32 protein-coding genes and 1 pseudogene are annotated in these 26,142 nt (G+C 41.8%); 17 read left to right on the forward strand and 16 right to left on the reverse strand.

Annotation, left to right across the window (positions count from 1 at the left end):
- Positions 1–65: 65 nt before the first annotated feature.
- Together FKW19_RS06130 and FKW19_RS06135 are read right to left on the reverse strand one after the other, a co-directional pair.
- Positions 66–434 carry a hypothetical protein gene (locus tag FKW19_RS06130; RefSeq protein WP_238331191.1) on the reverse strand — a complete coding sequence of 123 codons (369 nt, stop codon included), beginning with the start codon at positions 432–434 and terminating at the stop codon, positions 66–68.
- A gap of 34 nt (positions 435–468) precedes the next feature.
- Complete coding sequence (locus FKW19_RS06135; protein ID WP_238331190.1) at positions 469–1,671, reverse strand: porin; 1,203 nt, start codon at positions 1,669–1,671, stop codon at positions 469–471.
- 388 nt (positions 1,672–2,059) lie between these two features.
- On the opposite strand from FKW19_RS06135, the gene FKW19_RS06140 reads away from it, so the two are divergent.
- Complete coding sequence (locus FKW19_RS06140; protein WP_006116730.1) at positions 2,060–3,067, forward strand: formamidase; 1,008 nt, start codon at positions 2,060–2,062, stop codon at positions 3,065–3,067.
- A 48-nt stretch (positions 3,068–3,115) separates the two neighbouring features.
- Here the strand turns inward: FKW19_RS06140 and FKW19_RS06145 are convergent, their stop codons facing one another.
- Together FKW19_RS06145 and FKW19_RS06150 are read right to left on the reverse strand one after the other, a co-directional pair.
- On the reverse strand, positions 3,116–4,015 hold the full coding sequence (locus FKW19_RS06145; protein WP_089178381.1) for a DNA-binding response regulator: 900 nt from the start codon (positions 4,013–4,015) through the stop codon (positions 3,116–3,118).
- Positions 4,012–7,350 (reverse strand): ATP-binding protein, encoded by a 3,339-nt coding sequence (locus FKW19_RS06150; protein WP_162870729.1) that lies wholly within the window; start codon positions 7,348–7,350, stop codon positions 4,012–4,014. The genes FKW19_RS06145 and FKW19_RS06150 overlap by 4 nt, the downstream gene beginning before the upstream one ends.
- A gap of 260 nt (positions 7,351–7,610) precedes the next feature.
- Here FKW19_RS06150 and urtA point away from each other — a divergent pair, with 260 nt between their 5' ends.
- The 5 genes from urtA (at position 7,611) to urtE (ending at position 12,435) form a co-directional block, all read left to right on the forward strand.
- A complete protein-coding gene (urtA, locus tag FKW19_RS06155) occupies positions 7,611–8,825 on the forward strand; it encodes an urea ABC transporter substrate-binding protein (protein ID WP_089179863.1) in 1,215 nt (404 codons plus the stop codon).
- A gap of 63 nt (positions 8,826–8,888) precedes the next feature.
- Positions 8,889–9,815: an urea ABC transporter permease subunit UrtB gene (gene urtB / locus FKW19_RS06160; RefSeq protein ID WP_089178383.1), complete on the forward strand. Its 927-nt coding sequence runs from the start codon at positions 8,889–8,891 to the stop codon at positions 9,813–9,815.
- Positions 9,816–9,826: 11 nt separating this feature from the next.
- A complete protein-coding gene (urtC, locus tag FKW19_RS06165; protein WP_089178384.1) occupies positions 9,827–10,942 on the forward strand; it encodes an urea ABC transporter permease subunit UrtC in 1,116 nt (371 codons plus the stop codon).
- Positions 10,943–10,955: 13 nt separating this feature from the next.
- Complete coding sequence (urtD, locus tag FKW19_RS06170) at positions 10,956–11,708, forward strand: urea ABC transporter ATP-binding protein UrtD (protein ID WP_089179864.1); 753 nt, start codon at positions 10,956–10,958, stop codon at positions 11,706–11,708.
- Between the two features lie 25 nt (positions 11,709–11,733).
- Positions 11,734–12,435, forward strand: a complete 702-nt coding sequence (gene urtE, locus FKW19_RS06175) for an urea ABC transporter ATP-binding subunit UrtE (RefSeq protein WP_330217271.1) — start codon at positions 11,734–11,736, stop codon at positions 12,433–12,435.
- Positions 12,436–12,764: 329 nt separating this feature from the next.
- On the opposite strand, the gene FKW19_RS06180 is transcribed toward urtE, so the two are convergent.
- Entirely contained in the window at positions 12,765–13,301 is a 537-nt protein-coding gene (locus FKW19_RS06180; protein WP_089178385.1) for a DUF4142 domain-containing protein, read from the reverse strand.
- A 414-nt stretch (positions 13,302–13,715) separates the two neighbouring features.
- Between FKW19_RS06180 and FKW19_RS06185 the strand changes: the two genes are divergently transcribed.
- Positions 13,716–14,210: a hypothetical protein gene (locus FKW19_RS06185; RefSeq protein WP_089178386.1), complete on the forward strand. Its 495-nt coding sequence runs from the start codon at positions 13,716–13,718 to the stop codon at positions 14,208–14,210.
- A 99-nt stretch (positions 14,211–14,309) separates the two neighbouring features.
- Here FKW19_RS06185 and FKW19_RS06190 read toward each other — a convergent pair whose 3' ends face one another.
- Entirely contained in the window at positions 14,310–14,690 is a 381-nt protein-coding gene (locus FKW19_RS06190; protein ID WP_238333247.1) for a hypothetical protein, read from the reverse strand.
- 256 nt (positions 14,691–14,946) lie between these two features.
- Here FKW19_RS06190 and FKW19_RS15665 point away from each other — a divergent pair, with 256 nt between their 5' ends.
- Positions 14,947–15,153: a transposase gene (locus FKW19_RS15665; RefSeq protein WP_238331187.1), complete on the forward strand. Its 207-nt coding sequence runs from the start codon at positions 14,947–14,949 to the stop codon at positions 15,151–15,153.
- 182 nt (positions 15,154–15,335) lie between these two features.
- Here the strand turns inward: FKW19_RS15665 and FKW19_RS06200 are convergent, their stop codons facing one another.
- From FKW19_RS06200 to FKW19_RS06220, 5 genes are all read right to left on the reverse strand, one after another.
- Positions 15,336–15,839 (reverse strand): recombinase family protein, encoded by a 504-nt coding sequence (locus FKW19_RS06200; protein ID WP_089178388.1) that lies wholly within the window; start codon positions 15,837–15,839, stop codon positions 15,336–15,338.
- On the reverse strand, positions 15,836–16,081 hold the full coding sequence (locus FKW19_RS06205; protein WP_150150663.1) for a hypothetical protein: 246 nt from the start codon (positions 16,079–16,081) through the stop codon (positions 15,836–15,838). The genes FKW19_RS06200 and FKW19_RS06205 overlap by 4 nt, the downstream gene beginning before the upstream one ends.
- A 74-nt stretch (positions 16,082–16,155) precedes the next feature.
- The gene (locus FKW19_RS06210; RefSeq protein WP_150150584.1) at positions 16,156–16,734 is read right to left on the reverse strand and encodes a hypothetical protein; all 579 of its coding nucleotides are present in this window, start codon (positions 16,732–16,734) and stop codon (positions 16,156–16,158) included.
- A gap of 354 nt (positions 16,735–17,088) precedes the next feature.
- Positions 17,089–17,496 carry a hypothetical protein gene (locus FKW19_RS06215; protein ID WP_089178391.1) on the reverse strand — a complete coding sequence of 136 codons (408 nt, stop codon included), beginning with the start codon at positions 17,494–17,496 and terminating at the stop codon, positions 17,089–17,091.
- Positions 17,493–17,894, reverse strand: coding sequence for a hypothetical protein (locus tag FKW19_RS06220; protein ID WP_089178392.1), 402 nt, complete (start codon positions 17,892–17,894; stop codon positions 17,493–17,495). Before FKW19_RS06220 ends, FKW19_RS06215 begins: the two co-directional genes overlap by 4 nt.
- Before the next feature lie 441 nt (positions 17,895–18,335).
- On the opposite strand from FKW19_RS06220, the gene FKW19_RS06225 reads away from it, so the two are divergent.
- The gene (locus FKW19_RS06225; RefSeq protein ID WP_202878120.1) at positions 18,336–18,791 is read left to right on the forward strand and encodes a hypothetical protein; all 456 of its coding nucleotides are present in this window, start codon (positions 18,336–18,338) and stop codon (positions 18,789–18,791) included.
- On the forward strand, positions 18,754–19,290 hold the full coding sequence (locus FKW19_RS06230; protein ID WP_162870730.1) for a DUF3828 domain-containing protein: 537 nt from the start codon (positions 18,754–18,756) through the stop codon (positions 19,288–19,290). Before FKW19_RS06225 ends, FKW19_RS06230 begins: the two co-directional genes overlap by 38 nt.
- 36 nt (positions 19,291–19,326) lie before the next feature.
- Here FKW19_RS06230 and FKW19_RS06235 read toward each other — a convergent pair whose 3' ends face one another.
- Complete coding sequence (locus FKW19_RS06235; protein ID WP_089178394.1) at positions 19,327–19,539, reverse strand: hypothetical protein; 213 nt, start codon at positions 19,537–19,539, stop codon at positions 19,327–19,329.
- Positions 19,540–19,929: 390 nt separating this feature from the next.
- Between FKW19_RS06235 and FKW19_RS06240 the strand changes: the two genes are divergently transcribed.
- From FKW19_RS06240 to FKW19_RS06250, 3 genes are all read left to right on the forward strand, one after another.
- Complete coding sequence (locus FKW19_RS06240) at positions 19,930–20,295, forward strand: hypothetical protein (RefSeq protein ID WP_089178395.1); 366 nt, start codon at positions 19,930–19,932, stop codon at positions 20,293–20,295.
- Positions 20,296–20,394: 99 nt separating this feature from the next.
- The gene (locus FKW19_RS06245) at positions 20,395–20,634 is read left to right on the forward strand and encodes a hypothetical protein (protein ID WP_116100320.1); all 240 of its coding nucleotides are present in this window, start codon (positions 20,395–20,397) and stop codon (positions 20,632–20,634) included.
- The gene (locus tag FKW19_RS06250; RefSeq protein ID WP_089178396.1) at positions 20,591–20,857 is read left to right on the forward strand and encodes a hypothetical protein; all 267 of its coding nucleotides are present in this window, start codon (positions 20,591–20,593) and stop codon (positions 20,855–20,857) included. The genes FKW19_RS06245 and FKW19_RS06250 overlap by 44 nt, the downstream gene beginning before the upstream one ends.
- 41 nt (positions 20,858–20,898) lie before the next feature.
- On the opposite strand, the gene FKW19_RS15940 is transcribed toward FKW19_RS06250, so the two are convergent.
- On the reverse strand, positions 20,899–21,030 hold the full coding sequence (locus FKW19_RS15940) for a hypothetical protein (protein ID WP_255446538.1): 132 nt from the start codon (positions 21,028–21,030) through the stop codon (positions 20,899–20,901).
- Between the two features lie 952 nt (positions 21,031–21,982).
- On the opposite strand from FKW19_RS15940, the gene FKW19_RS15400 reads away from it, so the two are divergent.
- Positions 21,983–22,138: a hypothetical protein gene (locus tag FKW19_RS15400; RefSeq protein WP_162870731.1), complete on the forward strand. Its 156-nt coding sequence runs from the start codon at positions 21,983–21,985 to the stop codon at positions 22,136–22,138.
- A 214-nt stretch (positions 22,139–22,352) separates the two neighbouring features.
- Here the strand turns inward: FKW19_RS15400 and FKW19_RS06255 are convergent.
- A pseudogene (locus FKW19_RS06255) lies at positions 22,353–22,541 on the reverse strand (DUF4755 domain-containing protein); the annotation flags it as partial.
- A 229-nt stretch (positions 22,542–22,770) separates the two neighbouring features.
- Positions 22,771–23,088, reverse strand: coding sequence for a hypothetical protein (locus tag FKW19_RS06260; RefSeq protein WP_089178399.1), 318 nt, complete (start codon positions 23,086–23,088; stop codon positions 22,771–22,773).
- 198 nt (positions 23,089–23,286) lie between these two features.
- Here FKW19_RS06260 and FKW19_RS06265 point away from each other — a divergent pair, with 198 nt between their 5' ends.
- The 3 genes from FKW19_RS06265 to FKW19_RS06275 all read left to right on the forward strand — a co-directional run bounded on the left by FKW19_RS06265 (position 23,287) and on the right by FKW19_RS06275 (position 25,493).
- Entirely contained in the window at positions 23,287–23,859 is a 573-nt protein-coding gene (locus tag FKW19_RS06265; RefSeq protein WP_089178400.1) for a recombinase family protein, read from the forward strand.
- Positions 23,860–24,391: 532 nt separating this feature from the next.
- Positions 24,392–24,967, forward strand: a complete 576-nt coding sequence (locus FKW19_RS06270) for a hypothetical protein (RefSeq protein WP_123809118.1) — start codon at positions 24,392–24,394, stop codon at positions 24,965–24,967.
- A 73-nt stretch (positions 24,968–25,040) separates the two neighbouring features.
- Complete coding sequence (locus tag FKW19_RS06275) at positions 25,041–25,493, forward strand: hypothetical protein (protein ID WP_089178402.1); 453 nt, start codon at positions 25,041–25,043, stop codon at positions 25,491–25,493.
- A gap of 41 nt (positions 25,494–25,534) precedes the next feature.
- On the opposite strand, the gene FKW19_RS06280 is transcribed toward FKW19_RS06275, so the two are convergent.
- Positions 25,535–26,008: a hypothetical protein gene (locus FKW19_RS06280; RefSeq protein WP_238331377.1), complete on the reverse strand. Its 474-nt coding sequence runs from the start codon at positions 26,006–26,008 to the stop codon at positions 25,535–25,537.
- Positions 26,009–26,142 lie beyond the last annotated feature (134 nt).

The following is a 26,142-nucleotide window of genomic DNA, read 5'->3' on the forward strand; positions in this document are numbered from 1 at the left end:
CATGTCTCGTCCGTAAAAGTGCCTGTTCCGTCTCCTTCTTCCATCCCTACAATATGGGAAGAATTTCAAGCGCTAACAGGCCCTAGTCCCATTTCGGTAGAATCTTCTCGAAGAGGCTTACCTGCTGGGGTTAAGGTCATACCTTTCATAACACCTATACCTGGTATTGGATCAAGTTTTACAAAAAATCCTTTGTCTTCTTCTGCATTTCCGTTTTCTATATCGGTTTCTTCCTTGTACTGTAGCGCATCAACTTTGTCTGAAAGTTTCACATCTTCTACAAAGAGGTGCCGACAATCTAGACTTTCCAACGCAGGCTCTACGGCCCATGCAGTATTCCCAATGATACTGATAGTTAGAGCAGCAGCAGCGCTTACTACTCGTTGCTTTAGGTTTAGCATTTTCCTATCTCCCAGAAGTTCATTTTGAACCATCCATTATATAATTTACCTTTATTAGGCGCAGTGATTAGTACTGAAATTGCATTCCCAGTAAGAAAGCATTGGACGCGTGCGTGCCCATGGGTTTGTACCTGACATAGTCAAAGGTAAAACGAAGGTTGTGGCCATCCAGAACATAGTTTGCGCCAGCATCAAATTGGGTGGTTTTAGGATGGCCAGGGCCGTACATATCTTTTTTATAGCGAAATTGCTGGTATCTTACCAAAGGCTGTAACCGGCCCCAGCCTAGTGTGTAAGGAATAAGGTAAGCGGTGCTGGCCAGAAAAGCCGTACCATTGTTGATACCTCCAACATTCCCATAATCTGCAGAACGTTGGTGATAACCTGCGGCAATATCTTTTACGCCATCCGTATAATACTGATAGTAGGCGCCTTCTAAAGTATAAACACCATAGCGCGCATCGGGGCCAATTCGTTTTTCAAATAGGCCATCAATATTCCAGGCTTTATAATCGCCTTTTTGTTGTGCTGTACCTACACCATCCGTTTCGTACTGGCCTGCTAGGCCAATAGCAAGGATATCAGCTTTTCCATAATAAGTACTGGCTGTGTAGTAGGCGGGTGATGGTTCGGGATCAAGGAAGTTGTATTCTAAGCGACTGGCAAACAAAGGATGCTCACCATAGTTGGAGGCATCGCGCTGCCAGTTATGACCGCGATAGACACCGGCCACATAGCGAAAATGATTTTTTAGAAGTCTGCCCCAAACGGCCAGCCCATCATCACGGCCAGACCAGGCTCCAGGGTATTGAGCAACAATGGGGAAGGCATATGTACTAAGGAAGTATGGTCCATCAAGGTTGGAGCGATCACTTGGGGTGAGCATACGACCACCCCAAACATTGAATGCTTTCCAGGGTTCAATCTGCAAAATACCATCAAGAACGTTCCAATTTCCGTCACGCAATCGTTCAAGATTGACGGTTGTTTTAACATATTTATGGAACTGTGCTCCCATATAAATACGTAAGTTGCTTGCGCTGGCGGCACTTGAATTGCTTGGTGTTGCATTCGGATCTTTTGATAGGTACTGCGCTTTGACGCCAACTCCAAGCGTAAAAAACTGATCCTTGCCAAAATTTACCGTGACTGCAGCATGTGCATATTGTGAGGTTATGGCTCCCAAAATGAAGCAGGTAGAAAGGATGCGACTAGAGCGAGAAAGATGTATCGTCCAATTTTTCGAAAACCTTGAACTGACCGTAATCATGCGTTCCCTCCTTTATCCGAGGTTCACTGTTGGGTTACATTTATAACATTACGATAACGAACCTAAATTTTTGCATGCGTGAAATGACTTATTCCAATGAGGTAAATCAGTTTTGAAAATTTTCTGGAAAACGGACAGTAAAGTAATAAAATTTAAAAATTCCTTATAAAACAAAATACAATCAATATTTTTGTTAAATTTATTTTGCAAAAATTTTGTATGTTCTGTTTTTAAATATAAAATTTTCATTTTCTGTACGTCAAACAACGTATGGGCCAAAAGCCATATTATATCGGACGATCATGAAGCGGGTTTGAGGAATATATGCCTCCAAACCACATACCACCGAACCTAAATAGGTTTTCGACACAAAGTATGGGAGAGATTCATGGGAAGCACCGGCAGTGTGAGTGCGTGGGAAGAAGCCCTTCTTGTTGCATTGATTCAATATCCGGTCCCGGTCATTAAAGGTCCTGAAGATATTCAGACACAGGTTGACCAGATCTGTCGTGCGGTTGATTCAACCAAGGCAGGGTATCCGGATCTCGACCTTATAGTTTTTCCTGAGTATTCAACGCAGGGTCTCAATACGGCAATCTGGACTTATGATGAGATGTTGCTGACCCTCGAAAGTGAAGAAATTACTCGTTTTAAAGAGGCATGCCGTAGGAACGCTGTATGGGGTGTATTTTCTCTGATGGAGAAAAACGAGAATCCTTCATTACCTCCTTATAATACAGCCATTATTATTAATGCTGAGGGTGAAATCGCCTTACATTATCGTAAGCTACAACCATGGGTACCGATCGAGCCTTGGTCTCCAGGTAATTTGGGAATGCCTGTGTGTGAAGGCCCTAAAGGATCGCGGTTGGCTGTATGCATCTGTCACGATGGTATGTTTCCAGAACTAGCGCGTGAAGCTGCGTATAAAGGAGCTAATGTTTATATTCGCATTTCTGGATATTCGACACAGGTCAATGATCAGTGGGTTTGGACTAATAAAACAAATGCCTGGCAGAATCTTATGTACACCATGTCTGTCAATTTGGCCGGGTATGACAACGTATTTTATTATTTTGGTGAAGGCACAATCTGTAATTATGATGGCAATGTGATCCAACAAGGGCATCGTAACCCATGGGAAATTGTCACGGCGGAATTGTTCCCTCGTTTGGTAGATAAAGCACGTGAAAACTGGGCACTAGAAAACAATATATTTAATCTTGGATGTCGTGCTTATGTTGGAAAACCTGGAGGAGAGAAAGAAAATTACCTTACATGGGTAAGAGATCTTGCTGCAGGAGAATATAAACTTCCATGGGATAATAAGGTTCGTATTCGAGATGGGTGGAAATACTATCCTGATGGCGTAAAACTTGGTCCAATGCCAAAATAGCTTTTGATAATAACCACCTGTTAAATAAGGCAGGTGGTTATTTTTTATCTACACCAGAAGGGCTTGAAGAACACGTGCGGTTGCAGATGCACGGTTTTCAACCCCTATTTTTACGTAAGCTTGTTCAAGATGTTTATTAACTGTTCTATGGCTGATAGAAAGTATTTCTGCAATATCCCGATTGGTTTTGCCTTTTGAAATCCAGAATAGAACTTCTGCTTCTCGCGCTGTTAGATTAAGGCGTTTTTGTAATGAAGCAATCTCATTCCCTTCTTTAGAAACAGTTAGACGTATAAGAAATTCTTCCGGTTCTGGTTGTCCCATAAAAATAAGATTTACATTTATATTCTTACTTTTATTTGGATGTTTATAGCATACTTCTGCTATGGTGGGTTCTATTTGGCAATGCTGATACCAGTGTAAGATATCTTCAGGAAGATATGAGCTCTCTGCGATGAGGGTATCGTCCAGAATCAGGGGAACTTGTGGCGTAAACCATAAGATTTTCCCTTGTTTGTTTACAGCTAGAAAATGGCGCCCGGAAAAATCAATTGCTCGGTAGATAGATCTTGTGGTGCGAGCGTTTTTAAGGTGAGTTTGAACACGAGCTAGAAGTTCAGGCGGTTGTATAGGTTTGATGATATAATCAACGCTGCCAACATCAAAAGCCTGTACAATATGTTTTTGCTCAGAAAGACCAGTCATGAATATAACAGGAATATCACATAGCGCTGGCATCTGTTTCATTTGTGTGCACATTTCAAAACCATTTGTTTCTGGCATAAGAGCATCCAAAAGCACCAGATCAACATCTACATCTAAAAGTATGGAAAGGGCATTCTTGGCAGATTGCGAAACAAGAGTAGTGAACCCAGAATTTTCCAATATATTCATTATAAGAGAAAGATTTTCTGGGCTGTCATCTACAACAAGAACAATGTCATTCATGATATTTCCTTATAATCTTCTAGAAATTTTTGCAATTTTTGCATTTGCGATCGGTAAGCCATATCGCGAATAAGCTGAGCATCAACGGAATCATCTATTTTATCAAGAAGACGTATGATTCCGGCAACATGTCCAATTCGAGATAAGCGACGTAATTCTGCAAGATGGTTATCTGGTACTCTATGAAGAGATGTAGCCGAGGGTTTTGTTGGCTTTGGAGACGGTTTTATAGCACTGAGTGCTTGGTTTATAAGAAGAAGCAGATCTGGAATTGAAACAGGTTTGGAAAGAATGCTATTGCAAAGTCCTTCTCGGTTGTTACCTAAGCGCGTTTGTTCATCAGCAGAAATAACAAAGATAGTAGAATCATGGTTTATACTGTTCCGTAAATGACGTGCTAATTCCCATCCATTCATTTCGGGCATGTTGATATCAATAAGGAAAATATCGATCCGAACATGTTTTGCAATATCAAGGCATTCTTGCGCACTTGCTGCAGAGTAAACTAAAAACCCAAAAGGCTCTAGAACATCATTTATCATTCCGCGATGAATACTATCATCATCAACAACAAAAACAGATGGGCGCTTACTACCTTCATGTATTTGAACATTATATGTAGGCGCCGGGTTTTCCTTTGATTCTGTTTGTGCGAGCATTAGCCGCACGCGGCAAGTTGTACCCAGTCCAACCTGGCTTTTGATTGTGAGTTCACCTCCTAAAATCTGTACAAGAAGGCGAGTTATAGTTAAACCAAGTCCGGTTCCCTGAATGCTTTGTGAAGCAGGGTGAGAACTGCGCTGGAAGGGTTCGTGAATACGCTCTATGTCAGTTGCGGGTATTCCTATCCCTGTATCTTGTATCTCAAAAGTTGCAATTTCCATGTTCCATCTGACGGAAAATGACACAGATCCGCTTGGTGTAAATTTGATAGCATTGGAAAGAAGATTAATTAAAATTTGTCGGAGTCTTCTTTGATCTGTCATAACGTATTCAGGCAGATCATCTGGAATATGCTCAATAAACAGCAGTTTTTTTTGATTGACCTGAAAACGAAGCATTTCAGTAAGATGCTTTAGAAATTCTCGAAAATTAATTTTTTCGCGCAGAATCTCCATACGACCCGCTTCTATTTTTGAAATATCAAATAAACCTTCAATCAGACCACTTAAATGTTCTGTGCTCCGTTGTATAACTTTTAATCCTTCATTTTGTTTTTCAGGCGTGAGCATTTTATTTTCTAGAAGGTAAGCATAACCCATGATGGAGTTGAGAGGTGTACGGATTTCGTGACTAACACCTACCATAAATCGACTTTTTGAAAGATTAGCTGATTCAGCACGTTCTTTAGCTTTTTTTAATTCCTGATCCGTGCGTTTGTGCGCATGTATTTCTCTCATAAGAAGACGTGTTTGAAATCTATTTTCATCTTCTGCGGCACGATAACTGCGTTGGCTGAGTACCAGAAACCATGCAATGACGGTTAAAGGTGCACTGAGCAAAAAGAATGTTTTCCAGAAAATAATGTAAAGCTGGTTGGGTAAAATGTGTGGAATTTTTAAAATGTTTATATAAATGCTGTATAAAATAATTCCCATGAAAAAAATAAGTATCGAAAAAATAATAAAATAACGACCTAAAATACCAGATACTTGGGTAGCAATAAATTTAGGGAATATACTGTAGGTTACTTTTTTTATTTGCCCTGAAAGATGTGCTGTTTCTGCTTTGCATGCATCGCGACAACGGGAGTCCAACGTGCAACACAACGAGCAGATAAACCCCGTATAGACAGGACAGAAGGCTATATCTTCCTGTTCAAAAGAGTTTTTGCAAATCACGCACACACAATGAACTTTGTCGCCTTGAAGAGAGAGGGGAGGGCGTGCCAGATAATAACGTCCTTCGGTCAACCATCCGATAAAAGGCGCCAGACAAAAGGAGGTTGTTAACCCGATAAATGGGGAAAAAGCTGATAATGTGTCACCAAATAGCCCCGTGTAACTTGCTGCGGCTATAACAAGGCCGCCTGTCATGCTTCCCATACCTACAGGGTTGATGTCGTAAAGATAGGCGCGGCGAAATTCGATTCCTGCTGGGCTAAAACCAAGTGGTTTATTGATGATGAGGTCTGATGTAAGTGCACCTATCCACGAGGCTGCAATTGTTGAATGGAGGAACAGCATATGCACAATGGTGCTATATACATCCATTTCCATCAAAAGTAGGCCCAGCCCGACATTGAATACCACCCACACAATGCGCCCGGGGTGGCTATGAGTCATGCGGGAAAAGAAATTGGACCATGCAATAGATCCTGCGTAAGCATTTGTAATATTAATTTTTAGCTGTGACAGCACAATGAACAGAATGGTCAATACGAGCGCAAGGCCATGAATCGATGTTACCTGCTGAAAGGCAAGGAGATACATGGTTGTAGGTTGTTGTGCTTCTACTGGGAGCACGCCATGGATAATAGCAATCCATGCTAGAAACATACCTGCAAGGATTTTCAACCCACCGGGGAATATCCAGCCCGCACCGCATGTAAGGAGTACGCCCCACCACGTCCATTTCTGGTACGTCTGTTTTGGCACGGGAAGAAAGCGAAGAAAATCTACTTGTTCACCTATCTGGGTAATCACCGAAAATATGATCGACAGAGCCCCTCCAATTCCGGCCAATTCCAAAACAGGAAGTTCACCTGTGCCTGCGTAATGTATCCAATCTGTTATAGGTACAGGTTGCTTCCAGGCCATAACCAAGAAAGGGAGTAGCTGAAGAATAAGCCATGGTGCAACAGTCCATCTCTGAAAGCGGCTTATAAGAGTAAAACCTTTTGCAACTATTGGAATGATAACGAGTGCTGAAAATATGTAACCTAGCCAAAGGGGGATATCGAGGCACATTTTGAGTATGTCGGAGAGTATCGCGCCTTCTATGGCAAAAAATATAAAAGTGAATGACGCATAGATAAGAGAGGTAAGAGTTGAACCAATGTAACCGAAGCCAGCACCACGTGTAAGTAGATCAAGATCTATGCCATAGCGTGAGGAATAGTAGCTGATAGGGAGGCTTAATAGGAAAATCAGCGCAATACCCAACAGCAGTGCTAGGCAGGCGTTTGGAAAGCCATATTTTAAAAAGACGATACCTCCAATCATTTCGAGGGCAAGAAAAGAAACACCTCCAAAGGCTGTATTCGCGACACTTAAAGGAGACCATCGCCGTGCTGCTTCGGGCGTGAAGCGCAAGGCATAATCTTCCATTGTTTCATCCGCGACCCAGCGGTTGTAGGTGCGGCGTGATCTGATGATTCGCTGATGTGGGAACATGCGTCTCCCCACGACACTATGAGAGCTTCTGCTGGAGTGTGGACCAAAAATCTGTCGAATGTATAGTAAATAACGATTCCGGAATGAAAAGAGTCTTTTAGACCCATTGTTGTACGTTAATCGACGTATGGCGAACGCGTGCCTACTTTCCGACAGTCAGGTTGTTGTCACGGAGTGTATCGACACTCGCAGCCAAGGTGGTAGGTCTTATGCCTGACAAGAAAATTGATCTTTTGAAGCAACAAGCCAGCCGTCGTCAGATGCTTGCTGGTCTTTCAGCTCTTTCACTCACTCCTCTTCTATCTCGTCTTGCATATGCAGATGTTCCATCGACTGCCGCAGTGAATACGACGGGGCTAGCCGTTACCGATGATACTGTCACAGTTGGAATTCTACATTCTATCACAGGTACCATGGCGCTGAGCGAGATCGGGTCTGTTGAAGCAGAGAAGTTGGCCATTGCGCAGATTAATGAAAGTGGCGGCGTTCTCGGCCGGAAAATCAACTTCATTCAGGAAGACGGTGCCAGTGACTGGCCAACGTTTGCCGAAAAAGCGCGTAAACTTCTTGAAAATGACAAATGTGCATCTGTCTTTGGGTGTTGGACATCTGCATCACGCAAAGCTGTGTTGCCTGTATTCGAACAGTACAATGGGCTGCTTTATTACCCGACATTTTATGAAGGACTCGAGCAGTCACGTAACGTGATCTATACCGGACAGGAGGCTACACAGCAAATTCTTGCTGGCCTTGACTGGATCAGTAAGGAGAAGAACGCGAAAACATACTATCTCCTTGGGTCCGATTATATTTGGCCCCGAACAGCGAATAAAATAGCGCGCAAGCATATTGAGAATCACCTTAAGGGATCCCGTGTGGTGGGTGAAGAATACTTTCCGCTGGGGGACTCTCAATTTAACTCCGTCATCAATAAAATTAAGCTCATGAAGCCAGATGTGATCTATGCGATCATTGTCGGTGGTTCAAATGTGGCCTTTTACAAGCAACTTAAGGCCGCTGGGCTAGATCTATCCAAGCACAATCTGATGACCATTTCTGTTACAGAAGATGAAATACTTGGCATTGGAGGCGAAAATATAGCAGGCGCCTACGCATGCATGAAGTACTTCCAGAGCATTGATACTCCTGACAACAAAAAATTTGTTGCGGCTTTCAAAAAAATGTGGGGTGAAAAAAGTGTAATTGGGGATGTTACACAAGCAGCTTATCTGGGGCCATGGTTATGGAAACTTACAGTAGAAAAGGCCGGAACTTTCGATATCAGTAAGGTGATTGATGCATCTCCGGGTATTGAATTCAAAAATGCTCCCGAAGGTTATGTGCGGATTCATAAAAATCATCATCTGTGGAGTAAAACACTGGTCGGTCGTGCCCGTACAGATGGTCAGTTCGATGTGATTTATGAAACACCAGAACTCATGGAGCCAAATCCGTTCCCCGTTGGATATCAATAAACTACGTGGGCACTGACCGTTCATTCGGTTTTTCTTTCTCCCCTCATCAGGAGATACTTGATTATGCTTTCGGGATATTCATTTAATGACCTGGCATCCATTTTTGTTATGCAAAGTTTTGCTGGGCTCATCTTGTTTTCAGTTTTTCTCCTGATGGCATTAGGTCTGGCCATCGTTTTTGGTCAGATGGGTGTGATCAATATGGCTCATGGGGAATTCATGATCCTCGGGGCTTATACAACTTACGTTTGTTCCTATATTTTTGCGCAATGGGCACCAGCGCTGTTTGGGCTATATTTTTTTGTTGCCGTGGTTCTCGCATTTATTGTTTCTGGTATATCCGGGATGTTTCTGGAATGGTCATTAATACGTTTTCTTTATAAAAGACCGCTGGATACACTTCTTGCTACATGGGGCGTTAGTTTGATTTTGCAGCAAATCTTTCGGTCAACATTTGGTGCCCGTGAAGTAGGGGTAACGCTTCCTGACTGGATGATGGGGTCATGGAATCTCAGTGATACTATTCAGATTCCTATCAATGGTATGATTGTCATTGCGATTACATTTCTAATTACCGGCGCAATCTATGCTCTGCTTTATAAATCAGGCTGGGGTAAGCAGGTACGTGCAGTCATGCAAAATCGAACAATGGCTGGTAATGTCGGCATTAATACCGAACGGGTTGATCGTTTTACTTTCGGTTTAGGTTGTGGAGTTGCTGGTGTTGCGGGTTCGGCTTTTACCATGATTGGATCCACAAGCCCTACGGCAGGCCAGCAATATATTGTGGATACATTTTTGGTTGTTGCATTTGGAGGTACTGAAAGTCTGGGGGGGACAATTGCGTCTTCATTCAGTATTTCTCAAGCACGTTCTATCCTTGAGTTTTTCCTTAATGGTTCCATGGCGCAAGTGTTTGTTCTGCTTACTGTCATAGGCATTCTCATGTTGCGTCCACAGGGTCTATTTGCCCTTAAAGTCCGTCGTTAGGAGAAGGGAATATGTTTTCGCTTCAAAGCCGCAAAGATATCTTATTCCTTTCAATTCTGTCTGTCATCCTCCTGATTGTATTGCCTTTGGGATTAGATGCATTTCGCCTTAATCTTGTCGGCAAATATCTTACGTATACTTTTGTAACCATTGGGCTGGTTGCATGCTGGGGAGATTCAGGAATTCTTAGTCTTGGTCAGGGAATATTTTTTGGGCTTGGTGGATATTGTATGGCCATGTTTCTAAAGCTCCAGGCCTCTACTTTGGAGGCTACCAAAAGCCAGTCTACTCCAGGTATTCCCGATTTTATGGATTGGAACCAGATTACGGCCTTACCTTGGTTCTGGAAGCCGTTCCATAGTCTTTCTTTTTCACTCGTGGCAATTGTAGCCGTGCCAGTAATTCTTGCGATGGTGATCGGTGCAGCGATGTTTAAACGCCGTGTTGGAGGAACATATTTTGCAATTATTACACAGGCTATAGCATCTGTTTTGACCATTCTTATCATAGGTCAGCAGGGATATACCGGTGGAGTCAATGGTATTACAGATCTTCGTACGCTTGATGGTTGGGATATTCGTAATGATCATGCCAAACTTGTTCTTTACTACGCAGGCGTTTTTTTACTTTTGGCTTGTTTGCTTCTGGTGCGTTTTGTGCGGCAAAGCAAGCTCGGCCGTATTTTGCGTGCGATGCGGGATCAGGAAGATAGAGTAAGATTTTCTGGTTATAATGTTGCAAATTTTAAAATATTCATTTTTGCTTTGGCGGCAGCTATGGCTGGTGTTGGTGGTGCTCTCTTTACATTAGAAGTGGGGTTTATGTCTCCCACATTTGTTGGGATTGTACCTTCTATTGAAATGGTAATTTACTGTGCGGTAGGTGGACGTAATTCATTGGTTGGGGCCGTGTATGGCACGCTTTTGGTAAACTGGGCTCGCACGAGCTTTTCGGAATCGCTCCCGGAGCTTTGGACTTTTGCTATGGGTGGCTTGTTTATTGGTATTGTTGTTTTTTTACCTGGAGGCCTTGCCAGTCTTTATGAGAATTATATTGACCCATATGTCCTTCGTATTCTTGGCGGAAACCGCAGTCAGACCTCACATGCTGTAGATGAAACAGCATAAGAAAGAAAGCAAGATGAAAATGCAAAATGAAACATTGCTTTCTGTTGAAAACCTTAGTGTATCTTTCGATGGGTTTAAAGCGGTTGATAACTTATCGTTTCAGCTTGAAAAAGGGGAAATTCGGGTAATAATTGGGCCTAATGGTGCGGGTAAAACAACGGTTCTAGACCTCATTTGTGGGCGTACAAAAGCCACATCAGGCTCTATTCAGTTCGAAGGGCGGGAGCTCACTCGGCTTAAGGAGTATGATATTGTTCGGGCTGGGGTAGGGCGCAAGTTTCAGACGCCATCTGTCTATGAAGATCTAACGGTTTTTGAAAATTTGGAAATATCATACCCATCCGGAAGAAGTGTTTTTGAGGCACTTTTTTTTAAGAGAGATAAGAAAATTATAAATCGTATAAAAGAAATTTCGGAAATTATTTTTCTTTATAACCATCTTGATCGTAAAGCTGCTGATCTTAGCCATGGCCAGAAACAGTGGCTGGAAATAGGAATGTTGCTTATCCAGGACCCTGCACTTTTGATGCTGGATGAACCTGTCGCAGGTATGACAGTTAATGAACGCGTACGTACAGCAGAGCTACTTCAGCGTATTATACAGTCACGTTCAGTTCTTGTAATTGAGCATGATATGGGGTTTGTAGAAAAAATTGCCCACCGGGTTACTGTTCTTCATCAGGGGCGTATTATTTCAGATGGTTCAATGGAACATGTGAAAAACGACCCAAAAGTTGTGGAGGTGTATCTTGGACACTCAATATAACAATAAAATTACGAATGTTGCGACGTTGGATAAATCGCTGTTGGATGTTCGAAACTTACATGTGGCTTATGGGGCTAGTGAAGTTCTGCACGGCGTTGATTTACAAGTTGGACATGGTGAAATTGTCGTTCTCATGGGGCGTAATGGTATGGGGAAGACGACACTCATGAAATCGCTTATTGGCAATTTACCTCTTCGTTCAGGAAGTATCGGGCTTGATGGTAAAGATATTACAAAGTTGCCAGCTTATAAGCGTGTTGAATCTGGTCTGGCCTATGTTCCTCAAGGGCGTATGATATTCCCTGCCATGACAGTAACCGAAAATATTGAGACTGGTTTATTTGTGAGGAATGAAAAGTATGTTCCAGAAGATCTCTATAAAATTTTTCCGGTTTTGCAAGAAATGGGATCACGAAGAGGAGGTAATTTATCTGGCGGACAGCAACAGCAGCTTGCAATAGCACGTGCTTTGGCAACACGTCCTAAAGTTCTTTTGTTGGACGAACCTACAGAAGGCATACAACCATCTATTATACTTGAGATGGCGCAGACGTTGAAACAAATCCGTGATAATAGTGGTTTAAGTATTATGGTGTCTGAACAGGTGCTCAGTTTTGCTTTGGATATTGCAGACCGTATTCTGGTGATTGAAGGGGGAAATATTGTGTATCAGACAACAAAAGAAGATGTTGATGTTGAGAAACTTACACGTTTTCTATCTGTTTAAATTATTTTAAAAATATTTTTGAAATAAAAATAAAATCAGAAATTTTTTCTAAGAATTTTATGAAATTAGGTCGTGTTGAGTATGCATGATAGAAAAGTAATCAACCAAAGATCATTTATCATAATGTTGGACGTCTAAAACAATAGGGTTGTAAGTATATATTGGATAGACGTTTAGATATGTGGGGTTGGTGTAATGGCTGGGGCACGAATAAATCGCTTTCACAGAAGGTTCCATTTTGACGGTACCTTCTGTGAAGGGCGATTAAAAAATATATATTCTATATAAATATATTTTCGTAATTATATAGAGTAAAATTTTTATTTGATTTACGACTGATAAGTTTTGATTTTGGTCATGATATCGGTAGCGATTTTGATCAGATCTGTATTTTTGGATGTAGTAATTTCTGTCGTAAGAACTAATTTCATTTTGGCTGTGCTGCTCATGAAATAACGGGAGTAGCTTCGGTCAAACGCTGAGCCATATAAATGTTGCAACCGATCAATAATTTTTTGGTTTTGAGCAGAGGGCTTTGCAGGCAGCGTTAAAGTATGAGTTGTTGCTAATTTGGTGAGTATGTCATGGTTTTCTGTTAGATCTTTTACGATAGTCGGGCTGAGAAGAGCGATGTCGTTGCGAGCCGAATGGGCTTTGGCAAGGTTTGCTAACGCAATATGGGTGAGATCCATTTCATTCAATTGTTGGACAAAATTTGCGTCAGCAGACGTAAATGGTGCAGCTTGTGCCAAGGCAGGTAAAGGAGGTGCAGGTGGCTGACCGGGGCTGATACAGGCGCTCAGCGCAAAAAGGCCAATAAGAAGTGGCGAATAGGTAAGCGCTTTACAACGAGACAGGGCCAGCATGATCAGAAAATTCTCCTTTGGCCGCACTGGCCGTTTTGTATGACGTTTTTAAATTGTCATACACTGCTTGGGAAAGTCTATGATGATAGGAAGAGATCAAGGAAGCAAGATAGTATTTTCTAACTAGTATTATAAAATAAAGTGACAATAAGAAATATATATTGATAATATTTGTGATTTAATTTATCAAAAAAGAAATGTTCACACTTTATTTAACATCGTGCATTGTGTGGAGGAGAGCACAGTAAATTAAAATGGCTACGCTTCTCTGTGGAAGTGTTTAGGTAAAGTGTGAGGATAATCAAAGAAATGAAGTGTCGTATTGCGGGTTTGTTCGCGGTTGCCTCACTCTCTGTGAGTCTGAGTGGGTGCGGGTATTTTGATTCACGGGCTGCGCATAAAGCACAAATCACAATGATTGGGATGACTTCCTATGATCTGCAAGCCTGTGCGGGTCTGCCAACAGCAACTAAACAGATTAATGATACAACTCAGATTTTTGTTTATACAGGAACGCAGCCACAGCCGAGCTATGGTGGTTCCACCCTTATTCCGATAGGTGATATTGCAACAACAATTGCACAGCTTGGTGGCGGGGGTGGAACGAGTTGTTCTGCGGTGATCCGTCTGGATCATGACCGTGTCTCGGATGTGCATTATACAGGCAATAATGACGAAATGGTTGGAACAGATGGTATCTGTTCCATTATTACACGTGGCTGCGCCCGCCAGCCTGAAGGCACAATGCAAAAATCTGCTGGCGGTATTTTGGGCCCGGTTTCAGCTTTCCATCCGCCGCGTACGCCCCAGCAATCCACAACAGCAACGTACTCTACGCAATCTGGCAGTGTTGTCTTGAATTCTAATAAAAAGTCATCAGATCCAATTATTGTTCCTAGAACACAATAAGGCGCAGGTTTAAAAAGTATTTCTGTTGTATTTTTAGAGGAAGCATATTTTTGTAAATGCTTCCTCTTTATTTTGTTATTTCCGTAATATTATAATATTTTATGGATTTATAGATAATATATTTTGGGAGGCTTGATAATAAGCTTTCGTGGTTACCCAGTGGAGAGCTGTTTCGCCTTCCTTTACGGTCAAAATGCCCTCATCAATTTCCTGCCCTACAATCAAGGATGCCAAGTCTACCTGCAAAAGAAGGTTATAATGCTCCCCCATAGCAACAGGCCCGTATTGAGAATGTGCCTGATAGATGCAGCTAAAGCGTTTGTAGGCTGTGCCTTTTGCAAGTGGATATTTTGAAAAACACCTTGAAACAGAAGCATGCATTGCTCCTTTACCGTGGTCATCTGCACATCCTGATAAGAACATACAGATAAAAGCAACGATAAGGAAATACTTCGGTGTTATGTTTGTGAAAATTTTCATGTTCCAGATAAAGATTTTGTAGACAATTTTTAAACCACATGGAATGTAACATAAAAATCTAGAGAAATAACTTGTCAAATATTTGTTTGGCTTGAAAATTAATCCTCTCATCTTTGGTCTTGCTACAAGAAACGGTGCGCACGTCGTGGTTTTGAAGTGGTAATCTTGAGGAAAGAAGACACCCTTGGCTGATCTTCCTCTTGTGCCGGAAGACGTTCCGAACTTTTGCGTCTGATTGGTGCAGTAATGAGAAGTGATGCCTGCACGTAAACCGTATTCCTCTGGCGTATCAAACGAAGAATGGTCTCTGCTTGTTCCATATCTGCTCCTGATACGCGAGGATGAGGAACTGCGACATCACGCATTGAGCGAACTGTTTAACGGAGTACGTTATGTGATCCGCTACGGAATTACCTATTGCGCCATGCCGAATGATCCTCCACCGTGGTCGGCAGTCTACTAGCAATCCGGTCGCTGGATGGAGTCAGGCTGTTTCAAAGCGTTGGTGTCTGATCTGCGAGCTATGCTGCGTATCGCCTTTGGTCGCAGGGCGGAGTTAATGGCTGCCGTTCTCGACAGCCGGGGTTGCGTTCGATATCGGCGAGAAACCTACCGGGGCATCAAAACCCACAAGAATCTTTGTTTTCAATGATGTGTCTGGCGTGTGAACTGGTTCTTCTGTTGCATGGCCTGAACACGTCTGACCAATGTGGCTAAAGACACACTCGCAATGGAAGACGCATGTCTGTAGCTTTTTCCAGATGCTAAAAGGTCAAGAGCATGTTGCACCTTTGCAGAACTGGCTTTGGGTCTGCCTATGGGACGACCTGTTTTCGTTCCATATTTCTGAGCATGGTCTATGCCACTTCTAATGCGCTCATTAATGGTCTCACGTTCATTCTGGGCAATAACAGACATCAACAGATAACTGACACGGCTGGACCTGTCTGACATATCCACCTCCTCTGTCAGAACATCCTCCTTGTTGAACAGAGACAGCAAACTGTTTAACTGTGGCCGGTCTTCTGTTGCACCAGAAATGACATCCATAAAAATTCTTTCTTTTGGAATCCCGGCTTCCACCAATCGACTGACCTTCATATCAGTAGACTGGTCTCTGGTGCTGACACGTGCATATCCATAAATCATTGCACACCGCCAAAGACATGCAGGGCTGTCACTCTGTCCGCAAGGAAATGGCGGGCCAGATAATCTCCCAATGCATACTCATCAGGCAAGAAGCTCTTCAGGACTGAAGCACAGCTACAATCAAGGTCACGATTGAAATAGGACAGGCGATTTTTGCTATCCCCCTTTATGATTTCAATGTCCCTTAAAACACCTTCCAGAAAAGCCACTATGAAAACGGATAACTGGTCATCGCTCATCATGTTCCATGTTGCATCACTGATGGGAGCCGGAAGCCCAAAATTCATGGCAATGGGATAAGGCTTATTTCTGATGGTCACAGACCCACCAGCAAAAGCAGAATGTTGCTGTCAATGCTGTTGGTGCATTGGTCAAGCCAGTATTGCTGGTCTTTAAGGTTCTGATAGGCTCTGCGATAAAAATACCAGTCTGCCTCTTTGGATTCTTTCAATTGGGTTTTTATGTCCCTGATATAATCCGGGGTAATAAGAACACTATGGGACAGGCTGGCAACGTGGGTGATATGTCTGTTCAGCTTTCCAGTGCAGACAATCTTTTTAATATCTGGCTTTGTGCTGACAGGATTTGAACCTGTTGCTGTGCGATGGTTTCGAGCAATTGCTGTATCTGGTCGATGGGTGAGGGTTTGTCTCCTGTCTGGTTGCTCATCAGGTCGAGAATGTCCTGTGTGTTTCTGTTCGCTCCACAGGCTTCCTGGTAGGTCTGCTGGTATAAAGTAATCCTCTTGTCCTGTTCCGAGTTCTGGAATGGTTCTGTCATTGATTTTTCCTTTCTTTTGAATGTCTGCATAAAATGGGAGGTCATACCCCCTGACGTAGTTCACAGCCTGTTTTGCTGTGATTTTCAAAGGTTTTCCCTCTGCTTTGGAAGCCATGTTGACCAGCCTGTTCAGCGCATGAACATTGCCCGTCCGGTCTATGACAACCGGCCCCTTATTCCCCATAGCCAGAGAACAGCCATGAGCCTTTAACTGCTCTCTCAGACTATCTGGATTGTAGCTTTTCCAGCCCTTGAGAACGATGAAAGCCAGTCCAGCCTTATCAATATGGGTGCGTTCCTGTTTGAGCACGTTCCTGGGGTTTTAATCGGGCTTGAGGCTTCTGAATTTCCCAAAGACCTGCATCTCTTAAACGTTGGGCTTGGGCTGTTTTACCGTCTGCTTCTAAAGCCTTGATGACAGCACGATTATGAGCACCTGGTGTGATGGTTTCCCCTGTGCGAAGTTCAGTCAGTCTGTTAATTTTCTAACGTCTGGCATGGTCATGGTCCATGCGAAGACAGGAACCGGATGGAAGGAGCAGGGAATAAACCCTGTGTCTGTGTTCCCTGCCATGTTTGACATGGATTCAGAGAAGGGCTGTTTCTGGAGAGAAAATTCTTTCTCGTAATCCTGCCAGTAGGCTTCCCATTCCTGAGCCGTCCAGTCCTTCGCAGGGTCAGCGTGAACATGGTAGAGAGGCTTGGAGTGGCTGGCATAGCGTCCAATGCTGGTAAGTTCTTTAATCTGGTCTGTAATGCCCTGCTGAACCAGACCACGTGACGCACCGGCAAGGGTGGTATCATTCTGCTTTTTGTCATCGCGGAGATGACGCCAGAGGTTATACCCTCCCTTGCCTCGGGTGGCTCCTCCGATCATCCATGTCTCTCAAGCTTTCTGCGTAGGGTATCGAGATTGAGCACAGCCTGACGCACATCAGGAATAAGCTTCTCGGCCTCATCATGCGCCATGACATGACCATCCTGACGGGTTTTTATGGCATACTGAACCAATGCCCCACACAGTTCAGCCGTGCTTTCTCTGAGCCTGTAGAGTTCCTTGATGTATTCCGGTTTGGGTGGTGTGCGTGGACTATAGGCTTTGACTGTCTTGATCCTCCGATATGTATTAGAGGGAGAAAGAGCACCAGCCAGGCACTCGCGCACAAGACTGTTGGCAGTGATGTCACGCTGTCTGGCATAGTTTATGATGCACGCATATTGCTTATCATCTAGACGAACCAGTAGCGATTTTTTCAGTTTTCTTTTTTCACTCATGCAATGGGTCTCCTGCTTAAGTGGGGGTCAACGGGGGAAAAGCATTTTCCTCCTTGCCAGCTACCAGAAGACGCGAAGCGGATACTCGGTATGCCTGGCTATATTCAAAAGATAACAAAGGGGATGGCAAACAAGATAAGAAAACAGAAAATAAGGAAAAAAGGTATTTTACAGGTATAATGCAGGTGCTTTTTATAAAATGTGTTGCTTGTCTGGAAACTTAAACAGCATTTTGTGTTGATGAAACATTATAAAAATAGGGAAACAGTCAACATAAAACCCTGTTGACTATGCTAGATGTTATAGCTTGACAGTGAGCGCGGTGAAAGCTTTGTATAAGTTACATTGGTTCCATTGTATCCAGTGATGGCCTGATTATATCAGATCACTGATCCTCAGAGACAGAAGCACAATTACCAGAACGTATTGTGCGCCATTTTCATGTCACCCGTCAGAAATCATTCTGACGGGTTTTTGTTGTTTGATGATCCATCAACAGATTTTCTCAAAAAACCAATTATGGAGAAAAATATGCCGTGGGATGTCAATAGGGCAATCCATTACCTTCGAGCGAAGGTTCAGCCAATAAGCCAAGGTTTATGTGCAACTTATACTCGTCAGGCCATCGAAGCTGGAGGTATTCGTTTACTACACACACGTCATGCAAAGGATTATGGATCGTCTCTCAGAGCATCGGGTTTTCGTGAGGTTTCATCAACGGGGCCATTCCGAGCAGGAGATGTTGCTGTTATCCAACCTATCACAGGGCACCCAGATGGACATATGTGCATGTTCGATGGTAATACTTGGATATCAGATTTCAAGCAGAGAACCTTATATCCTGGTCCAGCATATCGCAATGAGAAACCAATCTATAAAATTTACCGGCATCCGTAACGGATATAAAATATTAACCCTCTGTATTTTTACCTTTTTCCCAATCTGGGCATATGCCCAGAGTACAACACCAGCACAGGAAGTTCTGGAATTTTATCAAAAATACATGATAAATTGCGATCATATGTTTAGTAGTAGTGCGAAAAAAAAACGTGATGGTTTATTTTGCAACATGAATATTGGAAAATATATTACAAAAGAATTGCACAACAAAATAATTTCGGCTTATAAGTCTGGAACTTACAGTAATTTGACTGGAGATAGGAATTATTTCACCCATACTCAGGATTTCGATGCACGATGGGCCTCTTTTATGTCCGTCACAGAAATAAAGGCAGATAGAAATAATTCAGTTATTCGACTTCTTATGAATTTTCCAAAAGGGGCCGGTGAACCGCTTGCAGTGTGCGTCAGGCTACACCGTGAAAGTAGTGTTTGGAAGATTTACCAGGTAGACCCATCTCTGTATACTGACCTGCCTGATTGTAGGGATAACTGAGTAATTTATTGATAGTATAGATTATTTTTTATGTAATTAAGATGTGAGTTTCTCTTCTAGAAATGCGGCGGTTTCCTGATTTTTCTGTTGGTGTGACTTCCTGTGAACAACCTTGCTGACAGCATCCTTGAACGCATAGGCATGTTTTTTGAGTTCTGCGAGGTCTTCAAAATTGTCTTGGATAACGTCCAGCAGGGTTTCAAGGTCTTTGAAGATAAGCAGGAAGCTTTGTGACCTGACTTCTGACACACTCTCTGTTCACGGCTTCACTGGTGACACGCCACCATTCCAGCACCTTGGCCTTTTCCTGCGAGGTGCATTTATCCAGAATGGAATGGGGAACTATGTAATAGTAGCAGGGGAAAGAACCAAGGGTTTCCTTGATGGCTCGTTTCTTTTCAGGGTTGTATGTCCAACGGCTGATTTTCCATTTGGGCCTTGCTTTATTGTCTAATAATCGAAATTACATAATAAAATTCTCCTTATAAAATAAATAGTCAACATATTATAAATGTGACGTTCAAATATAATTATAGATATTAATTTATGCGTTACGCAAATAAGTTATGCAAAAATGTTTTGACGATGAAGGTTGCATAATGTGTTATTATTATAACAAAACTCTTTGAGGAAAAACTCATGGAAAATTTTTTATTTGACGCCTTTCTCAAAAATAAAATTAAAGAAATTATCTCTAGGAAAAATTCTTGTATTGCATCGGCTTTTCTTGGCTTTGGTCCCGAAAAAAATATACCTGATTCATCAAGGGTAATTTGCGATATCGGGATGGGTGGAACAAACGCTAATAGTCTTATTGAGATTAGGAAGAAATTGGGGAATGATTTGCGCTGGATGTCCGCATTTCATCCGAAGGTGTATCTATCTGATGTGGGATGTATCATTTGCTCTGCAAACCTTTCCAATAATGGAGTAGGTTTTCTGGGACAAAATGGTCTCATCGAAGTTGGTGTATTTCATGAATATGGTTCATCTGTTTATACATAAGCTAAAGATTGGTTTGATAAATGTTTCCATCAAGCATTGCCAGTATCTGATGTTGAAATAGATATTGCTTGCAGGACATGGAGTGCTGATAGGAAAGGAATGCCCGATAGTGATGGTACATTGAAAGGATGGAACGTTATATTGACGTATGAAGAAATTGATGAAAAACTAAAAGATGATGCGAATATTTTTTTAGAAAACAATCATAGTAAATATAGTATTGATATTAATAATGTTGATTTCTTTCAGGACTTGCCGGAGTCACGCATTCTAAGCGGATACTATATAAACGTACATGTTGGCAGTAGAGGAAAAATATATATATATTACTCCTCTTAGATTTTTGTTTTCAAAAAATTTTGAAACTACCGATGGAAAATCTATAATTTCTTATTTCGAAGCCCTGAAATGGAAAGGACTTCTCTTAAAAAAACCTAATGCGAAAATTCTTTCAAAAAATAGTTCAGTTAGGGGAATGATAATTGATAAAGAAGATGAGTGGAGTGAAGCAATTATTACTTTAGAAGATTTTGTAAAAGTAATTGGGAATATATTCTCCTAGAGACATCTGGAAATTTACAGGAGTATTTGAGAAAACTGTTGTCAGCGGTGCGCCGGAAAGGGAATAACCTGAACCGGTTCATCGGTGGTTTTTTCATACTCTGCCACCAGTTTCCCGGCTAACTCGCCGCCAATACAGGTAGCAGAGTTCAGGAACAGCCGTTCTTGGAGCATTCACCATGACAAAATCACGAATGTAGAAACTGCGACTATATCCGACTTCACGCGTAGAAGAGAAACAACGCAGGTAACGTCCAGCCAAGGGACAGGAACGATTATCCGGGATTCTGATGCCTTCAGAGAGCAGGGAAAAGAAAGTGCTGTAATTTATCATAGTATTACTCCATTCAATAAATCCTTAAATATATCAAATAGTTATAATATTAATGGAAATAATCAATAGGTTTGTTTGTTGTTTCATTTGTATGTTTTGCATAAAATGGTCAACAGGGCTTTCTGTTGGCTGGTAAGAGAAAAAACACAGCAAGGTTCAACAGGAAACCTGTGCGACTATGTGTTGAAAAAATCAGACACAGACGAAATGCCCCGGATATCATTTGGGAACAGGTTTTCTGGAATAACCCGTAGGGCAAAGCATCGGACATGCTGTTTCAATGCGAAATAAGCTACGTCAAAAACGGTTTCGTATTCCGAGATATGGTAAGGTTTATCCCACCATGTTCTGCCTTTTGCATCAGGCTGTTTTAATTTCATGACCCATGATGAAAAACAGATTGGCATTGTAAGGCATGAACCTTTTCATCCTCCAATCGTATGGATATCGGTCGAGTGCTACTTCAGGTTTTTTAAATGCTAATCCCATAAAATTCATCTCCTTTAATCAGGATGAAGAAAAATTACGATAACTACATTTTTTATTTGACTAATTCATTTAAATACTACATAATCAATTTATAAAAACAGTGCTTTTTTTGCTCTCGGTGGTTTCGTCTCCATCGCATTTGTTAAAGTCAGATGTTTCTCGCATCTGGCTTTTTTGTTGTCCGGATTTCAGGGCGTCCTTTGTCAAACTGGTTGTTGAGTCATTCCTGGCACCGTTCAGTCTTCCTTGCCTGTGTTCCTGTCATACTGGTTGGACAGGTCTGTTCAACAGGGAAGGAAACATATGGAAGACACTACGAAAACATGGAGCATCAGGGGGATTTCTGCTGATGTCAGGCAAGCTGTCATCACTCAGAGCCAGAAGCAGGGCATGAAAGCCGGAGATTGGCTGACACTGGCTATTCTGGAAAAAATCAAACAGGACAGAAATGCAAGGTAAAGTCCTAATGGCTTCTACTGGAAAACCTGCTGTCAGTGCAGAGGATGCTTCGGCTGTTCTCGCTTTGCTGGAACGTCTTCAGGGTATGGGAATTGAACCTCCTGAGCACATGAAGAAGCAAGCCATCATGCTGGTCAGGAAGTGCATATCCTCTGTCAGAAAGGGCACATCAGCCAGACAGGAAACTGGAAGTGTCTGACTGATGTGAATTCATTCAGGCCTGGAGTTTCAGGGTGCCATCGTTGACCTGACGGAAGATTTCCATCCATTTGTTTTGGAGAGCTTCATCTGTAGTCGTGAACTGCCAGTTTGGACGATTCACATCTTTGACGGTCACAAAGAAACCACTCACCTTAGCGTTTTCGCGATTTTGTTGAATATTGTGCATACTAACTGAAAAATCTAGATTCGAACCGACAAACTTACTACCCGTTTGTGTTCCATTGCTTCACTGTTGGACATCTTCCTAGTTAAGCTTGACCATTTGTCCCTGTCTGTTGGTCATGAAAAAATCACAGCTATTGAAAGTGATAAAAGTGGGATAAATTACCGCTTTTGACCAACTGAGAGAAACCGCTTGCGTAATTGCATTTGAAAAATAAAAATATATTAAAGGTTTTTATAGGTATCAATTAAATATTTTTGATAGTGGGAATCTCTGCACGTAATAACTTGTCGCACTTCCGTCCGAGTACAAAGCCTTGAAATGTCACTACATATAGCGAATAAAAAATGAAAAATATGGGTATACTAAGCAAAGCAAGGAAAATAGAACCTAAAATAGCATAGACTATGTCACCGATGCTACGCTCCTTCAAAGCTTCCAAAATGCCAACCAAACTGTAAAGCCGAAGAACGGCAAGAGGTGGCTTCACGCAAAGATTTAGAATTAAATCACGTTTACTACCTTTTACAGGAACTCCGTCAAAAGGCTTGTTAATAACAATCATGACAAAACTCCCATGTCAGAGGACAGGGAACAGCACATTTTTCTGGACCTATTAAGCGTCACGCAAGTATCCATAATGTAAAAAATTCTTTCAATATAGTATACTGGAAATAAATATTTATTATATTTCAGAATAAGTGAATTTTTATTTATGAAACTTCTGTATCACCAATAGCGTAATTATTGATGGAGAAATAACATGGATTATGGCTATGCCCGCGTATCAACTGACGACCAGACCAATGACCCACAAATCAAGGAACTGATGCGTTATGGTCTGACTTCCCACACAATCAGGACAGAGAAAATTTCAGGGAGTGTGCTGGCGAACCGGAGACCTGTGCTCTCAGGACTGCTCAAGGCTCTGAGGAAGGGGGATACGCTGACAGTGGTGAAGTTGGACAGGCTTGGTCGTAATGCAGTGGATGTCCTGTCTTTGATTGATACGCTTCATGAAAAAGCCATAAGCGTGCGTATTCTCAATCTTGGGGTTGATACGGCCAAACCATCGGGAAGGCTGTTTCTGACCCTTCTGGCTGGCTTTGCGGAGTTTGAGAGGGAGATTATCAGGGAACGCTGTATAGCCGGTCTGGAATCAGCCAGGGCCAATGGTGTGCATCTTGGGAGAAAGAGGTCCCTGACCAAACATCAGAGAACACACGCCCAGAGGCTCAGGGAGGAAGGGAAGTCTGTCAGTGCGGTAGCCCGTATCCTGAACACCTCACGCATGACAGCATGGAGAGCCATGAATCCCGTTCAGGCTGTATCATAAACCGCAGTTCTGATATGAAGCCAAGACATGACAGCCAGAGATTTTCTGCCATGTCCCGGAAACGTGGGGTTTTGATACGGTATGTTGCGAGTGGTATATGATAATCATATTGTAAACAGAGGTATGCCTGTCAGCTATAGGGCTTTAAAAATTTTTGTGTTTAATTATCTTATAATTTAAAGATAAAGGTTAGTATTATGACGGCTACGATATGTCTCAGACTTTATTCAATTTATGTTAGTGACGCAAAAGATAGATTAGGAAAAAAATAAATTATAAAGAAATTCCGGGGCTAGAAAATTTTATCGATGACTTCATACAAGATGGTCTTTCTGCAAAAGCTGATAGCCGTGCGGAGAGATCTTGGTATTTTGAAATTAAAAATTCAAATAATGATAATAGAAATCAAGGATATGTTCACTATGGTACGTACGGATTTGAAAGTAAACTAAAGAACAGAAAAAGTAACGAATATGCATACAGCCGTTCCATCAATGACGTTGAGGAGGTGCCATTATTTCATGATTTTTGGGTGCCTGACGATCAAAATGTCCTAGCGTCTTTTCAAACGTTTCAGGGGCGATCATGTGTACGTTTGGTATCGCAAGATTTGCATGAGTGGTTTTCAGAGCGTTTTAAAGGTTTCAAGATACACATCCGAAAAATTGTTCCTTACCAAATGAAGGGGACATCCTTTTTTGACGCTCCTGTAAAAAAAATTAAATTGATTAATAGAAGTGCATCTTCGGATATAACAGATAATTATACAGGTGGCAGTGTTGAAGATGTAAATGTTGAGCTTTGCATTACAGCAAAGAAAAAGGGGTCTTTTGGACCTTTGAGAAGCTTAACAGATCGATTTCAAGTTGCTCAAACAAAGCTATTAACATTTGGAGATATGGAATTTAATGAAGTTTCGGCAGAGGTGAATATTGGAGGTAGACCTCGGCGGGTGGGTGTAATTGGTTGTAATAATGATTCTGGGTTAATTGATATATCACAAAGTGTTGATCGTGCGCCTAACGGTCATCCAGTTTTCGACTCAGTAAGATTGCAGTCTTTGGAAATATTGGAAGATATTTTTAGTGTTATAGGAGATGAAAAATGAAAATAAATATATCCCCTATAATTAAAAATCATATTAATACGCTATATGACGCAAAAATAATAAAATATCTATTGTGGATTTGTTGACTTTTTATGTGCTTCCGGGGGTTTTATTTTATCCCATATATAAGAATAATATTTTATTAGATAAAGATTTTTATAATGTTTCTATAACATTTTTCGGTATATTTATCGCGCTACTTTTGAATATAGAGGTGGCTATATTTGGGATTTTTACTAGAAAATGGTCAATTGTGGGAAAGGAAATAATCAAAAAAGATAAATTTGATGAGAGGAATAAAATAATAAAAGAGGTTGATTCTAACATATCATATTTAACTATATTATGTATATTTTCATTATTTTACTTTATTTTTGTGTACTGTTGTGTTGGTGGGAATGTATTTAATAATATATGTTACATAAGTATGGTTTCTGCATATTTATATCTTCATTTTGGTCTGGCATTGTTAATTGTTGTCAAACGTTCTCATGCATTATTTCAAAGAGAATATAATGAAAAATAGAAACTATATTCTTATGTTTGAAATTATATTTTTGTTTGAAATTATATTTTTTTCTTGTTTAGAAACAAATTCCCAACATCCCAAAACTTAGGATATTTCACGCTCTCAGCAACCCTCTTGAGGTTCACAATATCAACATCATCGAAATAGACTGTGCTTCTGACTGACTTGTCGTGGCTTTCATGTCCCAGAAAGTCATCAATCCAGGATTCACGTAACCCACCCCCACCCTCGCCATGCTCATGAATGTTCCGGAGTTTGGTAGACACGTTATGCCGGAACGAATGGAACACCACGCTCCTGCCAATACCAAGGCGTGATTTGAACTTGCTGAAATCCCTCTGGATGTGGGCAGAACGCTTCTTGTCCTGCCCCTTAAAATCAATGTCATGGAACAGATAGTGACGTTTCTGGTTCATGGCTCTTTGGGCAAGGTCCAGCAAACCAGCTTGCTGTAAGGCTGTGCAGATGGGAACGACGCGCTTCCCGGCTTCTGTCTTCGCACTCCATTCCATCCAGGGTTTGCCTTTCAGGGCAGGGTGGTCCTGCACCAGAATGCAGGGAATACCTGGAGGGTTCTAAAAACCCCCTGGTTTTGAGGTCTTCTGTATGATTCTATTTCTTCTGCGTTGATTGAGGGAATGGCGAT

The organism is Acetobacter sp. DmW_125128, from assembly GCF_008704325.1.
Classification (GTDB): Bacteria; Pseudomonadota; Alphaproteobacteria; order Acetobacterales; family Acetobacteraceae; genus Acetobacter; species Acetobacter oryzifermentans.